Here is a 14115-nt window from a genome sequence, read left to right as displayed (position 1 = left end):
TCGTTCAGGTGAGCTGATGGGAGAAGCGACATGAAACGAACGCGCCTCGCGCTGGTAGCGGTTGCCGTCCTAGTTTTCTGGGCGTCATTGCTGCCCGCTTATGCCGTGCCGCCAACGGCGACGCCATCGCCGGGCTATGAAGCGAGGCTGCAGGAGCAGCGGGCGGCGTCGCGTGCTGTTGTCGCGCCGGTCGTCAAGCCGCGTCGGGTCAAGAAGCCGCGTGCCCACTGATGTCGATGTCGCCGCGTGAGCACGCCTCTCCCCCACGTCGTCCCTGCGAACGCAGGGACCCATAACCACCGTCGCCAATTGTTGAAGGAAAGTCGTCGACCATCGCAGCAAGACAACATCCGCCGCGGCGTATGGGTCCCGGCGGTTCGCAGGGACGACAGAAGGATCTAGCCCTTCTTCTGCTTGGCCGGCTGCTGCTGTTGCGGATTGAACAGCCGCTTCAGTTCGTTGATGCTCTCCGAGAGCCGCGGCCATTCACACGAGAATTGGCTCTTGGCGCATTGGGCCGCCTTGATGCGTGCGGCCTGCTTGACCGGGCTCGCCACCGGTATCGGCACTCTTTCGGTTTCGACCAGCGCAGGCGCCTGCTCCGTGCGCAGCGAGACCTGTTGGATATCTTGTATTCCCTGTGCTGGCGGCGGCTCCGGCTGTTGCTGCTTGGCCGCCGCCGCTGCGGCGATGTGGTTGCGCCGCTCGCGCTCGAGATAGGCAGTATATTGCTCGTCGATCTTCTTCTGCTCTTCCGGCGTCGGGTTGGGTCCCGCGATGTCGAACGTCCGGTCCTGCATGAAGTCGTAATAGGTGTAGCCGCCGCCAGGCTTGCGGCGGCCGGCGAATTTCGCGTTGCATTCAGCAAGTTTCGCCGTCTTTTCTTCTTTGGTCGCAGCCTTCTCGGCCACATCGGCGCAGGATTCGAAATCGTACGGCGCGCTACGCCACCACTGCGCATCTGAAGCCACCGGCGCGAGCACGAACAGCCCTCCGATTGCGGCAAAAACCAATGACGATGCACGTGAGGCGATCACGGACGATTTGCTCCAGTCGAATTCTTGGGAACTTTGATTGAGTCGATTGTCATCATTTTGGCAGCGCTGTCACGCCGAAACTGCACGATGTTCCCGCTGGCGTTGTGACGTTACCCGGTTCATGTGACCGACGGAACACAGTGCCAGATCGTTAAAAATCTTGAAGAAATTCAACAGCAAGGCAAGTTCCCGCAAACGATGCCTGTAGCGATTCTAGGTGCACTATCTGAGGGCGAGCGGATAAGCATGCCACATTGTGGCAAGAATCAGTCAGCGCCTCTCGCGCGAGCCAGCGTGCGCGATGCCGTTTCATGGAACACCGCGCGATAGAGTCTTGCGAACTCGCCCATGTGATGGAAGCCGTTGGCTCGGGCGCACGATGTCACGGTGATGGCGTCGAATCCCTTCACGAGCTGCGCGCGCGCCGACCAAAGCTGCTTGAGGCGCAAATAGCGATGCAGGCTCATGCCGCGGACGCTCGCCACCGCCGTGCCCAGCGTCCTCACCGACACGCCGCATTGTTCGGCGAGGTCGGCGCTGTAGATCGGCGCGGCGGAATGAAACGCGACATACTCGTCGATCATGCGAACGAGGCGGCAGTAACCCCTGCTTGCAATCTTGCCTGCCACTTCCGGCGTTCGGCCGCTACGGAACATCTCGTCGATGGCGAGCAGCAGGCCTTCCTGGAGGACCAGCGCCGAACGCCGCTCCTGCAACAGTTCCGGCCTGGCGGAAGCCGTCTGCAAAATACCTGTCGTGACGGATCTGACCGTTGCGAGGGCCTCGGGGTCCGGCATGAACGGGCATGGCCGGTCCGGCGTATCGAACCATTCCCGATCCCGCAGGCCGGCGCCAAGGGTGACGATCGCGTGCAGCGATCCACGGGGTTCGACGAACTGCAAATCGACGTTGCCGCGCATGCCGACAAAAGCCGGACGATCCACGGACATGCCGTTGACGGCTACGTCGTAGTCGTCCTCGATCTGGAAGATGACGACGCCATGCGCGGCGCGATAGCTGACATCGACGATACGTGGAAACGAGCGGAGCATCGTGATCTGGCAGCAGGGCAACTGCACCGCCGCGCGCGCGGTATGGAAGTTCGCAAGATTCAGCGGGACGCTGCGCGCATCGGCGACGAACTCGACCGGCCGGAAGGCGTCGATGTCGGAAAACCGGATGATCGAAAGAGCCGGCGAGGGGGCAAGGTTCTTAAATAGCATTGCAAGACAACTGGGCGGCGCGAATCTTCGCAGCCAGCGTCGGCCGGTCTGGTTAACGCCGCATTAAGAAGTTTGGCCGAGGCGAAGATTTCGAAAGCACCGACGTGACGTGCGGGGCCCCCGAGCGAGCCGCCCCGGACCCATCCAAATCCATTATACCTGCTCAAGCGGAATGCTAATTGTTTTGCAGCCACCCAAGCCATCATGTGACGGCCAATCTGGAACCCTCGCGCCGAGCGGGCCGGAGCCGCAAGAGGAAGAGGAAACAGTCTCTATGACCATCACCACGGCCATGACGAGCGTGCCGAAGCCCGCGCCTGAGCTGATCGACGCGTTCAGGAACGCGCCGACCTCGATCATTAGCGACAACCTTGCCCGGCTGCCGGGCGCCGTAGGCCTGCGGCCGTTTCATCGCGCCGGCCGGCTGGTCGGAGCTGCTTTCACGGTGCGGACGCGGCCCGGCGACAATCTTGCGATTCACCGGGCGCTTGAACTGGTCGGGCCGGGCGACGTAATCGTGGTTGATGGCGGCGGCGACGAGACGCGGGCGCTGGTCGGCGAGATCATGAAGAACATCGCCGAATACCGCGGTGCCGCGGGCTATGTGATCGACGGCGCCATCCGCGACGTCGCGGCCTTCGCTGCCTCCGACTTTCCCTGCTTTGCCCGCGCGGCGATCCACCGCGGCCCGTACAAGAGCGGACCCGGCGAGATCAACGTGCCGGTTTCCATCGGCGGCTCGGTGATTTCTCCTGGCGACGTCGTGGTGGGCGATGAGGACGGCGTGGTATCGTTCCCCGCTGCTGTGGCCGCCACATTGCTCGAGGCGGTCCGCGCCCAGATCGCGCGCGAGGAAGATACGCTGATCGCAATTCGCGAAGGCCGCTACCAGGGCAGCTACGGCAAGTCCTGATGGGGCGCGACAGCACGCAAGGAGGAACGATGAGTCAGAAGGACGAATTCCACAATCTGGATAACCCTGGCGACGGCCTGCTTCGCGAACTCGCCGCCGGCGTCACCTCACGCATCTTTTCCGGCGAGCACGCCATGCTGTCGGTGGTGACGCTGGCGCCGCATTCGCAAGGCACGCTGCATCATCACCCCGAAGAACAATGGGGCGTGCTGCTTGAGGGATCGGCGATTCGCGTTCAGGGCGATGAGGAAATTCCGGTCAAAAAGGGCGATTTCTGGCGCACGCCCGGTAACGTGCCGCACACCATGCGGGCTGGACCGGAAGGCGCGCGTGTGCTTGACATCTTCAGCCCGCCGCGCCCCGAATACAAGAAGGCCGGGTCTGGCTTCGGCACCTAGAGCATGATCCGGAAAAGTGGGAACCGGTTTTCCGAAAAGATCATGCTCAAACAAGGAGAGGAGATCATGATGCGATTCCGCCTAATCGCATCATGATCTAAGACAAGTCTGCGAACAAAAACAAAAAAATCGCGGGCGATAACGGGAGGAGAGTTCTGGTGAAGATTACAAGACGCAACTTGCTTGCGGCGACGGTCGCGTTCGCGGCCACGCCGGCGCTGGCGCAGCCGGCCAAGAACATGACGCTGGTAGTGCCGTTCCCGCCAGGCGGATCGACCGACGCGCTGGCGCGGCTATTGCAGTCTCATCTGCAGACGAAGCTCGGCCGCACCGTGCTGGTGGAGAACAAATCCGGCGCGGCCGGCTCACTCGGCGCCGTGCAGGTTGCCAAGAGCGCGCCTGACGGCGCGACGTTCCTGGTGACGTTCGACTCGCACGCGGTTATCCCATCGATCCTCGAAAAGCCGGGGCTGGATGTCGAGAAGGATCTGGTGCCGGTATTTCTGGTCGGCACGGCGCCTTATGTCGTCGCCGCGAATGCCGAGCGGCCGTACAAGACCTTTGCCGACGTGGTCGCGGCCTGCAAGGCAAATCCTGGCGCGGTGAAATATGCCTCCGTCGGCATCGGCACGCTCGGCCATCTGGCGATGACGGTGCTGGGCAAGAAGGCCGGCGTCGAGATCACGCATGTGCCCTACCGCGGCGGCGGCCCGGCGATGAACGACGTGCTCGGCGGCCATGTCGATCTCATCGTGGGATCGGCGGCGCTGATTACGGCGCAACTCGGCACCAACAGGCTGCGGCCGATCCTGCAGATGGGCCGCGAGCGGATGCCCGTGCTGAAGGATACGCAGACCGCGATCGAAGCGGGCTTTCCCGATTTCGAGACGCTGGCCTGGTGGGGCGTTTTCGCGCCGAAGGGAACGCCGGAAGATGCCGTCGCCGGCATGGCGAAATCGGTGAAGGAGATTCTGAGCGAACCGGCGGTAGCGGCGCAGTTGCGCGATACGCAGAACATGTCGCTGCTGCTCGCCGACGGCAAGGATTTCGGCACCTTCTTCGCCAAGCAGGTGAGCATCTGGGGACAGGTGGTCCGCGAGAACAACATCAAGGCGTAGCGGCAAGCGGGAAAACAAACGTGTCCCGGACGCGGTGCAGCGTCGCTTGACGATGCACCGCAGAGCCGGGACCTACGGCAGCCGCATCATGGACCCCGGATCAGCAGCGCACCACGCCGCTCACGCGGCGCGCTGCGCAGCATCCGGGGAACGCAAAGCTGTAAGGTGGGCAGAGCGTGGCGAGAGCTACGCGACAAAGGCCCTCTTGGCCCGCAAAAGGGGCGGCCCGGAGGGGCTGGCGATGCCACGCCTGCTTTGCTATGAAGCGTCCCAAGCACCTGCCTTGCCATGCGGGTCCGCGGTCCCGTAGCTCAGCCGGATAGAGCGACGGTTTCCTAAACCGTAGGTCGGAAGTTCGAGTCTTCCCGGGATCGCCAGTGCTCACGCGGCGCTTAGCGTAATAAAATCAACGACTTCCGATACGTCCTCAATTTGTTCGTCGCCGAGGATTCGCGTTGCATCACTGATTCCGTGGGCTCCGCGGGCTCCGTGCATTTACAAGGGGTTACGCAGCATCCCATTTGCTCCATGCAACATCGATGCAACACGCACCAACCCTCTTGTTCGCGGTTCGTCCGAAGATAGTAGATTGCGATCAAGTCGAATGGCGGCACGAGAGTTGATGGGGTAGCGCGCCTGTCGTGCCTACAGATTTCGCGTGTTTTCTAACGATTGCCAAACCACCGCCGCCACCCGGTAGGATCGCGACCTAAGCAACGCTTTTGCGCGACTCGTCAACGCCGCTCATGACTCGGTTTTCGATTCTTTTCAGAGCTTCCTTGTCGTTGTCTCTAAGATCAAAGAGATACCCGTAGGTGTCATAGGTCTGCACGATCGATGCATGGCCCATATACGTCTGGACCCGTTTCGCACTGTAGTTCGCTTCAATCCACAGCGAGGCGCAGAAGTGCCGGATCGCGTGGAGGCCATACTTAGCTCTTTTCCCAATGGTCTTTTTTCCTCCCTCTTCCAGCTTCACGACCGCAACGTAAATGCCCGCTTCGATCTGCATCAGCCGGAAATACCGGGTCATGATGTTGCTTTGGTTTTGAACCGTTCCACGGCCGGAGGGAAAAACGAGGTTCAATCTGCTCGAAGGGCAGCGCGGTTTCCAGGCCATGAGAGCGTCCCGGACCACCTGCGGAAATGGAATCGTACGCGTCCCGGCTTTCGATTTCGGATGCCCGACCCGACCCCAGCGATCAGCACGGCGCATGACGGTGATCGCGTCGTTCATGAAATCAACGTTGCTCCACGACAGTGCTCGGACCTCTGATGCGCGCAGTCCGCAGAAGACGAGGACCAGAATGAAGGCAAGCCAATCCTCCCAGGCCTGCAGCGTGCGCGCGATCATCTTCTGTCCTTCTTCCATCGTGGGCATTTCCGGGCGCTTGGCGTTTCGTTCCGAGAACTCGAAAGACGTTTCGTAAATGACGTTCTTGCCCACCCAGCCCTTGCTCTTTGCGTAGTTGAGCACTGCGCCGGCGTCGATACGCACGCGACGGACCATGTCCAGGGTCCGGTCGCCCTCAAGCAGATCCTCATAGAGAGTCTGCGCGCTTACCTTGTTAAGGTCATTCAGCTTCTTGTCCTGCCACAAGGGATAGAGATGATCGTCAAGGTGCTGCTGGTAGGAGATGATCGTCGTCTCTTCCAGCCGTCGGCGGCGGCAGTTAGCGATCCACGCCTCGCCCGCTTCCCTGAAGGTAATGGTATCGCGGGCGGCGACATGGGTGCCTTCGGCAATTTCGGCCCGCGCATTGACAAGCCACTCGTCGGCATCGCGACGCCTGCCGAATTGTTTGTGACGCCGTTTGCCCTTCAGATCCTTGTAGTCGACCTGCCAGGCGACCTTGCCGCCCTTCAGCAGACGCTTGCGAATGCTCGCCATTGCCTCTTGACCTCACTATCGGTATTTAATACCTTTAGCAGGCGAGCGCCCCCTGATGGCGTAAGATGGAGGGATTGGTTAATGCCGACGTCCGTCGAGTTGGTGGACACTGTCGCTGCCGCGCTGAACTGGGAGCGAACCGAAGTTTTCCACCACGCCCGAAATCTTCGGGAGGCCGGCCTCATGACCAAAGGGGGACGAGGAATTACGGCCCCCCAGATGAATCTCTCGGACGGCGCCAACCTGATTTGCGCCGTCCTCGCGGCCAAGCGCGTGAAGGAGAGCAGTGAGGCCGTGAAAGGCTTGGCGGGACTGAAAGGAGTCCGGCAGGCATTTCGCTTTCCAGAAAACAACGCTTGGCGCTTCTATCCATTGATTGATCGCGATGGCCTGCTTCGCCTTAAGCCGGGACATAACGTGCAGGAAGGCATGGCAGCCCTTCTCGACCTGTTCGCTCGTGAGGACGACTTAAAAAGGAAGTGGGCCCAGCACGTGCCTCACATTGACGTTGAGTTGACGGCCGAATTTATCGTTTACTACCCGAAGTACTACGCGAGCATCTCCGTGCGGATCGAGGGCGTCGTTTCGGAGAGTTGGACTTACTCGCTGCCACGAATGGGAAGACGAAAAGGCACCTCACACAGAGAGGGGCCTTCCTGGAAAAGCGGCGGCTGCAATGAACAGGCCTTCCGCAAGATCGCCAACGAGTTCGGAGTTTCCGGTGGCAAAGGATAAATCTCCATCTCGAGCAGACGTGACAGGGATGTCCGCCAGTCAGCCTGACAAGTTGGACCTGCTCGTCGGCGCCGAAGCCATCGCGATGTTCATGTTCGGCGATCCCGATGCGACCCGTCGCATCTATCACGCATGGGAAGCCCACGGCCTTCCCGCCTTCAAGGTCGGCCAGGCTCTTTGGGCCCGCAAAGGTGCGTTGGTGGCATGGGTCGATGCCAAGGAGTTAGAAGCCGCCCCGCCTTCGGATCCCCCGGCAATGTGAAGCATGAGGGGGTGAGAGTCCCTCCCTCTCCGCCAAAAAGCCGCGCGAGCGAGCCCGTCTCGCAAAGACGGGAGAATCGACTAAAGGTTAGCGCGATTGCGCTTGCCGTCAGATTCAACCCATGAGACGATTCTGCTGCATTCAGGGGCAAGGGTTCGGGAAACCAAGCCAGAGTTCCAGGCGGCGAAACTCGCACCGGAGAAAAACGGAATTCCTTTCGACGATGTCGGCGGGTAATCAAGTGGCCTTGGAGGACAACATCACCGCCTTCAAGATTTTCTAAAGCCGCCAGGAATGATTGGAGAAGCGAGCCATAAGGCAAAGCGACTCTAGGGGGTAGGGCAGGGTTCATGTTGGTTGGAATTTTCTGCGGATGGCCGGTACCCGGCGTTCGCACTAGGTATCGCTCGCGCGTTCTGGCGGCTTGCAGCGCCGTCACTCATGATCTCCGCGGTTCGGAGGTCGATGCAGGTGCCTAGCTATCTGGAATTCTTCGCTGGAGGTGGAATGGTGCGAGCCGGTCTGGGCGGCCGGTGGAAGTGCCTGTTTGCGAACGATTTCGATCCGCTCAAGGTCCAGATCTACGCGGACAACTGGGGCGAAACGGAAATTCTTGAGGAAGACATCCACAAGCTCAAGGTGGAGGATTTGTCTCGCAGGGCAGATTTGGCCTGGGCGTCCTTTCCCTGTCAGGATCTTTCGACGGCGGGCAACGGTCTCGGGATCGGCCAGGCTGGCGGCACCCACCGGACGCGGTCCGGGACATTCTGGGCATTCGTCGATCTCATGAAGGAGCTCAAAGCGAGCGGCCGCCTGCCCAAGATTATCGTTCTTGAGAATGTCCTTGGTCTCCTGACAATCAACGGTGGCGAAGAATTCAAGGCTGTGATCGCGGCGCTGGACAGGTTGGGCCTGCGCGCCGGCGCGGTCGTTCTCGATGCGCGACATTTCCTGCCGCAGTCCCGGCCGAGGGTGTTCATCATCGCGGTATCGAAGGCCGCGAAGGTGTCCGATGACCTTGTACGGGCCAAGCCGCATCCGACCTGGCATCCGGATCCACTGGTCAAAGCCGTGGAGAAGTTGTCGCCCCATTCTCGCGACCATTGGCTGTGGTTCAACCTGGGCTCGGCTCCGGAACTCAAGAAGACGTTGGGCAAGATCGTTTCTGATCGGCCCGTCGGAGTGGAGTGGCATACGGGGGCCGAGACCAAGCGGCTCATCGGCATGATGTCGGACGTGCACAAGCAAAAGCTGGCCGAGGCGAAAAGGACCGGAAAGCGGATGGTCGGTACGCTGTCGCTCCGGATGCGCCCCCAAAACGGAAAGACGGTGCAGCGCACTGAGATCTGCTTCCGAGGATTGGCGGGCTGCCTCCGAACTCCGAAGGGAGGTGGATCCCGTCCTCGTATCATCGTGGTGAAGGGCTCCGAGGTCCGGACGCGACTGCTTTCGCCGGGGGAGGCGGCGTCCCTGATGGGGCTGAAGCCATCTTACCAACTGCCCGAAGTGTACGAGTACGCCTTCAGGGTGATCGGCGATGGCGTAGCCGTACCGGTCGTTTCGTTTTTGCGGGCGAAACTTCTGACCCCGTTGCTGCGGTCGGTAAAGAAGTCCCGCGCGGTGACCGGGCGAAAGCCGGCGCGCGCCAAACGCGCTTCCGAGATGCGCAGCTTGCGCGATGGACCGGAGCTTCGGGTCTAAGATGACGGATACGTTCCCAACCACGTATCTGGAATGGGAGACCGTGTTGACGCGTCATTTTCTGTCGATCGGCGAAGGCGACGCGTCGCCGCTCCGCTCATTCGAGGTGACGGACTTCACTCTGACCGATGCGCTCGGGCTCGAGTACGACTTCAGGGAGCGAGTGGTCGAGGCCTTTCGTGCGATGTTCGCCGAGAGAGAGGCCAGCCTGGTTGCTGCGCTTCAGCACGCCGAATATCGTAGGTATTCTGGCGACGAGATCCCGGGCTGTTTCGCCTATCTCGCGCTGACGATGCTCGTCGAAGGCATGATCGACCCCGACGCGAGCGGACACGAATTCCGGCCCAAGCTGGCTTCATTCCTCAAGTTGGACCGCACCTTCTCGAATCTGGCCGGCATCAATCGGATGTGGCTGGAGCTCGAGAAGTGGCTGAACGTACGCGCACGGAAAGGACTGCCTTTCCGCGCGCTCGAGCTTCCGCCCGTGGAGGAGTGGCGCAAGCAGATCGGCTATTCGGTGCGGCTGTCTTTTCCGTCGCGAAAGGACAAATCGGTCGTCCAGCATTTCCTGGACGACAACGATGGCGTTCTCGGCAGCCCACTGGAGTTTCTGAACAGGTTTCGGCGGGTCGCGGACGGCTCGAAGTCGTCCGCCTATCTGAAGTCGGCCTACCAGGATTTCCTGCGCAGCTACCTCACTGGACACCGCGCGCTCGCAGACCATCGCTTCTGGCGCCTGGTCCAGGCCATAAGCCTCGGCAGAAAGACGACGGTGCCGTTCGAGCTTTCGCTCGAGATGCTGCGGGACGAGGACGACCTGTGGTCCTTCGCGGTGTCGGACGCGACGACCGGACAATTGCTCGGATCGTACGGCACGCTCGCGCAGGCGATCGCGGTATGCTCTGCCAGGGAAGGTCACGAACTGATGCGCGCCGTCGACCTGGGCGTCATCTTCTTTCGGCAGTCCGGACACGCGCGCTGGGAGGCGATGCCGATCCTGGCCGAGGGACTGAGCAGGGTCATCGTCGGCCTGTCGCCGCGCGTCGCCGGCAAGATCGGCGCGAAGCTCGGACCGCTCGAGCGGAGCGGGGACTGGTCGATCTCGCGGATCGTCCCGGCGGGCAGCGCGCAGGACCGTCTGGGCGCGATCGTGAAACTGCCGAAGCCCGAAGAGCAAATCCGGAACGTCCGCATCTTCGGCGGCGTCCGCAGCGCTGGCGAATGGCTGGGACGGACGAGTTTCCTGCCAAAACTGGCGGCCGACGCTTCGGGCCTCACCATCGCGCCCCGGGCCGGCGAGAACGACGGCATGATACGATGCGAGGAGGAAATCGCCGGCACCTACGCAATCCGGAGCGAGAAGCCGCTGGACGGTCCGTACCTCGTTCAGCCTGCCGCAGACGAGGACCGCGCGTCGCCGTCATGGTCCCGCAGCTTGACGTTCGTGCGGGACGCGCACGTTCACCGAGCCTTGAGCGCTGTGAAGGGATCTCCGGTCACCGAATGGACCGAAGTCGCGAGCATGCGGGACACGGTCGCGCCTCCCGTAGACGGTTGGAGCGAACTCGATCCCAAGCTGGGCGATCTGATCGAAGCGGTCTACGCCGGCGGCGCCTCCGGCTGGGACGAAAGTGAGCTCATTCCAATGCTCTCGGACATTCTTTCGGGGAAGGCGAGTCCGTGGGACGTGCTGCGCGGCCTCCAGGAAGCCACGATGCTCGAGCCTTTCCTGAAGCCGGCCTGGAAGGGACGGACCTGGATGCTGCGGCGTCCTATGCTGGCTCCGCTGGGTTCGCCCGAGACGATGCTTGTCGTCGTCGATGGTTGCGTCGGGGCTCGCCTGACCGAGGATTTCCGCGTGGCCGTCGCCGCGATGGGTGGCAAAGCGTTCCGCTCGAGCGGCGCCGCGAAGTGGTCGCCCCCGCTCGTCGGAGCGACCGGCGTCGAGCCCCAAGAGTTGGCGTCGAGGCTGCGTTGGGGCCTCGGAACGGTCGGCGTGCCCGGCGACGCGCCGACGTCCTTCGTCCTGACGCCCATCAGTCATGAATTCTACGCGACGGCGTCCCATTGGTCGTGGAAGCGACGGCATTTCGTCACGGCGCGCGACGACGACGGGGAGTCCGTGCGCGTCACGCGGTGGAGAAGCAATCGGGACCACGACGTCTACGTGGTCGTGGCCCGCGGGCAGGAGTTTAGGCACCTGTCGAGGCAGGCCGCGATCGTGCATGCGCACGTCGCGCGCGGCGCCTCGATGTTCGATTTCGACGACGGCAAGCTCGTCCGTTCGACGGGAGAAGGCGCGCTGCCAATCCCCGTCGCCGCATGGCTTCGATATCGCAATCTCGGCAACGCGGGCCCGTCGGGACGACGACATTACGCGTACTCGGCGCGAGCCGCCGATTTGGCGAAGCTCCAGAGGCTTCTTCCGGGAATCCTCCAAGGCGATGGGGCCCAGTCGGCGTTCGAGGCGGCGAATGTCTGCCGCCGGTCGGGAGGAGCCGCGCGACTGCTTTGGATCAACGACAGCGTAAGGGCGGCGCGCGTATTGCCGCCCGTTGGATAAGGGTGCCGACGTGACGAGCGACAGCAGCAATTTCGTGGTGGGAGTATGCACGAGGACGCAGGGACCGTCGTCCTTCGTCGAGGTGCGGGCGCAGTCGATCGAGGGCGCGATCACCGACATATCCTCGTCGTCGCACAACCTGTTCGGCAACAACGGCGAAATCGAAGTCAGATCGGCGCGGTCCGCGATCAAGGTCGGCGACTGGGTGCTGGCGCGCCCGACGCTCGAAGGCCCACCGAAGCGGCAGCGGTATGTCGCCTCTTCCGGCAGACGGCTTCTGCCGTTCGAAGACCTGTCGGGCCTCTACGCGCCGGAGGCGGCGCGCAGGCTGCTGGTGGAGACGGGACGACAGGACGGCTTCGCCGGCGAAAAGGTGTTCCGGATCGGCGCGTCCGACGTCATCGAAGTGCGGATGGTGGTCTCGCCCGACGGCCGATCGCGGATCGGTCAGCCCGACGATCTGACGGCGCTGCCGGTCTGGCCGTACCAGCCCGAACGACATGTCCGAGTACCGACCCAGGCGGGCTTCGTCGATCTGTACGCACGAGACGCCGGCGCCGTCCAGAGCGGGGTCGTCAACTGGTGTTCCGACGTCGATTTCGTGCGTCACGTCATAAGCAGCTTCGCAGATGAGAACGCTGACGACGGCGTTTTGAAGCAGGCGGCGGTCCTTCTCTCCGGACGCGTCGAAGCCCTCGAAAGCAAGCTCTCCGAGGCGGAACGCCTCGACCCGCGCGTCGGGCAGGAGATTATGCGCTCCCGCAGATTGGCGGATCTCCTCAAGTCGCGGGACGACATGCTGAAGGACTTTATGAGCGTCCTGCGCAGCGATCCCGAGGTCAAGGCGCAATTGGCCGAGCGCACCGAGCAGCTTGCGAACGAAGCTGCCGCGGTCCGGATCGAAGCGTTGGTAGGCGAACACACGGCGTCCCTGCAGGCGGACATGCAGGGGCGGCGCGCGCGCGGACAGACGGAGCTCGAGGAGACGCTTCGGGATCTCGAGGCGACCGAATTCGCGTCGATGACGGCGCGGCTGAAGTCGGCCGAGGAAGCGGCTCTCGCCGACATTTCCCGGAAGAAGACGGAGTTGGAGAGCGAGATCGGCGCGCTGACGGGAAGGCGCGCCGAGATCGCCGCGCAGTCGGAAGCGGAAGGCAGTCGTCTCGCCGAAGCCCGGGCGCGTTTGACAGACCTGGAAAAGGAGCTCGCGAGCCGGAAGGACGAGATCGACCGCATCATCCGGATGGAATCGCTGCTGCAGGATCGCGGGCCCGCGCGTGCCGACCACGGCAGGCCGCGGGTCCCCGGCTTCAGGGCGGCCGATCCGCCGGCGAGGCCCATCGCGGTCGGTGAGCTCGCGTCCTGGGTGAAAGCCAGCAACGTGCTGTCCGCGAGCGGCAAGTCGCAGTGCGTTCGCGCGCTGGCCCACGTGATGGCGGGGGGACTTCCGGTTCTGAGCGGCGACCGCGTCGACGACTTCGTCGCGGTGCTGGCCGCGGCCCTCGGAGGCGGAAGGCACGTGTCCTTCGACTGCGATCCGGCCGTCATCACGTTCGACGACCTGTGGGTCCGGCCCGGAAGCGGATCCGCGACCGCCCTCGGCCAGGCTCTGGCCGATTGCGATGAGAAAGAAACGGTCCGTTTCTGCGTGATAGGGAACGTCGATCGTGCGGCCGCGCATCTTTGGCTCGACACTCTGGCGGACAAGGTTCGTCGGCGAGAGGTTCCCGACAATATGCTGGTCTGCCTGACGCTCGCCGGCGCGCCGGGCGAGGCGCTGGCAGAGATCCTCAAACGACTGCCGTCGATAGACACATCCGGCTCGATTGAAAAGGCTGCCGCGGTCGCGGCATTCTCCGGGCGGTCCGACGAGAGCTTCGAACGCCAAGTCGACCTCACCACGATCGAGCGCGCCTCCGCGTCCGCGACGGTCGAATCCGCCGCAAAGCTCATGCTCAAGGACGTGCACGTGGGCTTCGCCGACGCCGATTGGTTCGGCCGCGTCGTCGCCGTGGCCAAGGCCCTTCTGAAGGAAGAGGCCGACGACTTCATCCTGACCGCCGCGAAGAGGAGGCTGCCGGCCTCCCATGGTGGCGCGCCGAGCAACGGGAAGCCGGGGCTAAGGGTAATCGAGTCCGGAAGCTCGTCGAATGCTTGATCCAGTCGGCGGCTTCGGGCGCATCAAGGACTTCTTCATCTCCTACGTCGAGACGGCGTTCCGCATCTCCGACAAGAGGACTGCCGCGGCGCGCCGCGCGCTGCTGGAGTCCGAGG

General features: G+C 62.8%; 12 protein-coding genes and 1 tRNA gene. 10 read left to right on the top strand and 3 right to left on the bottom strand.

What is annotated here, in order from left to right; translation table 11 throughout:
- Positions 1-30 precede the first annotated feature (30 nt).
- Positions 31-231, top strand: a complete 201-nt coding sequence (locus tag V1278_RS01165; RefSeq protein ID WP_334379435.1) for a hypothetical protein — start codon at positions 31-33, stop codon at positions 229-231.
- A 167-nt stretch (positions 232-398) separates the two neighbouring features.
- On the opposite strand, the gene V1278_RS01160 is transcribed toward V1278_RS01165, so the two are convergent.
- Entirely contained in the window at positions 399-1037 is a 639-nt protein-coding gene (locus V1278_RS01160; RefSeq protein ID WP_334379433.1) for a hypothetical protein, read from the bottom strand.
- Between the two features lie 266 nt (positions 1038-1303).
- Positions 1304-2260: a helix-turn-helix domain-containing protein gene (locus tag V1278_RS01155; protein WP_334379431.1), complete on the bottom strand. Its 957-nt coding sequence runs from the start codon at positions 2258-2260 to the stop codon at positions 1304-1306.
- A gap of 274 nt (positions 2261-2534) precedes the next feature.
- Between V1278_RS01155 and V1278_RS01150 the strand changes: the two genes are divergently transcribed.
- The 4 genes from V1278_RS01150 to V1278_RS01135 all read left to right on the top strand — a co-directional run bounded on the left by V1278_RS01150 (position 2535) and on the right by V1278_RS01135 (position 5066).
- Complete coding sequence (locus V1278_RS01150) at positions 2535-3173, top strand: RraA family protein (protein WP_334366143.1); 639 nt, start codon at positions 2535-2537, stop codon at positions 3171-3173.
- Between the two features lie 29 nt (positions 3174-3202).
- Positions 3203-3571 (top strand): cupin domain-containing protein, encoded by a 369-nt coding sequence (locus tag V1278_RS01145; RefSeq protein WP_334379430.1) that lies wholly within the window; start codon positions 3203-3205, stop codon positions 3569-3571.
- Positions 3572-3729: 158 nt separating this feature from the next.
- Positions 3730-4689 carry a Bug family tripartite tricarboxylate transporter substrate binding protein gene (locus V1278_RS01140; protein WP_334379428.1) on the top strand — a complete coding sequence of 320 codons (960 nt, stop codon included), beginning with the start codon at positions 3730-3732 and terminating at the stop codon, positions 4687-4689.
- A 300-nt stretch (positions 4690-4989) separates the two neighbouring features.
- Positions 4990-5066: transfer RNA gene (locus tag V1278_RS01135), tRNA-Arg, on the top strand.
- A 332-nt stretch (positions 5067-5398) separates the two neighbouring features.
- Here the strand turns inward: V1278_RS01135 and V1278_RS01130 are convergent.
- Entirely contained in the window at positions 5399-6580 is a 1182-nt protein-coding gene (locus V1278_RS01130) for a tyrosine-type recombinase/integrase (protein ID WP_334379427.1), read from the bottom strand.
- 81 nt (positions 6581-6661) lie between these two features.
- On the opposite strand from V1278_RS01130, the gene V1278_RS01125 reads away from it, so the two are divergent.
- From V1278_RS01125 to V1278_RS01105, 5 genes are all read left to right on the top strand, one after another.
- Positions 6662-7315, top strand: coding sequence for a hypothetical protein (locus V1278_RS01125; protein WP_334379426.1), 654 nt, complete (start codon positions 6662-6664; stop codon positions 7313-7315).
- A gap of 28 nt (positions 7316-7343) precedes the next feature.
- Positions 7344-7577: a DNA-binding protein gene (locus V1278_RS01120; protein WP_334379425.1), complete on the top strand. Its 234-nt coding sequence runs from the start codon at positions 7344-7346 to the stop codon at positions 7575-7577.
- Between the two features lie 441 nt (positions 7578-8018).
- A complete protein-coding gene (locus tag V1278_RS01115; protein WP_334379424.1) occupies positions 8019-9278 on the top strand; it encodes a DNA cytosine methyltransferase in 1260 nt (419 codons plus the stop codon).
- 1 nt (position 9279) lies between these two features.
- On the top strand, positions 9280-11841 hold the full coding sequence (locus tag V1278_RS01110) for a hypothetical protein (protein ID WP_334379423.1): 2562 nt from the start codon (positions 9280-9282) through the stop codon (positions 11839-11841).
- 10 nt (positions 11842-11851) lie between these two features.
- On the top strand, positions 11852-13999 hold the full coding sequence (locus tag V1278_RS01105) for a hypothetical protein (protein WP_334379422.1): 2148 nt from the start codon (positions 11852-11854) through the stop codon (positions 13997-13999).
- Positions 14000-14115: the final 116 nt, after the last annotated feature.

Source organism: Bradyrhizobium sp. AZCC 1577 (assembly GCF_036924575.1).
Taxonomy (GTDB): domain Bacteria; phylum Pseudomonadota; class Alphaproteobacteria; order Rhizobiales; family Xanthobacteraceae; genus Bradyrhizobium.
The sequence above is the reverse complement of the archived record's forward strand: the minus strand, read 5'-3'. Positions and strand labels throughout refer to the sequence as shown.

Coding starts and splice junctions, on each gene's coding strand:
- V1278_RS01165 (WP_334379435.1), top strand. CDS start 31: ATGAAACGAACGCGCCTCGCGCTGGTAGCGGTTGCCGTCCTAGTTTTC.
- V1278_RS01155 (WP_334379431.1), bottom strand. CDS start 2,260: ATGCTATTTAAGAACCTTGCCCCCTCGCCGGCTCTTTCGATCATCCGG.
- V1278_RS01150 (WP_334366143.1), top strand. CDS start 2,535: ATGACCATCACCACGGCCATGACGAGCGTGCCGAAGCCCGCGCCTGAG.
- V1278_RS01145 (WP_334379430.1), top strand. CDS start 3,203: ATGAGTCAGAAGGACGAATTCCACAATCTGGATAACCCTGGCGACGGC.
- V1278_RS01130 (WP_334379427.1), bottom strand. CDS start 6,580: ATGGCGAGCATTCGCAAGCGTCTGCTGAAGGGCGGCAAGGTCGCCTGG.
- V1278_RS01125 (WP_334379426.1), top strand. CDS start 6,662: ATGCCGACGTCCGTCGAGTTGGTGGACACTGTCGCTGCCGCGCTGAAC.
- V1278_RS01120 (WP_334379425.1), top strand. CDS start 7,344: ATGTCCGCCAGTCAGCCTGACAAGTTGGACCTGCTCGTCGGCGCCGAA.
- V1278_RS01115 (WP_334379424.1), top strand. CDS start 8,019: ATGATCTCCGCGGTTCGGAGGTCGATGCAGGTGCCTAGCTATCTGGAA.
- V1278_RS01110 (WP_334379423.1), top strand. CDS start 9,280: ATGACGGATACGTTCCCAACCACGTATCTGGAATGGGAGACCGTGTTG.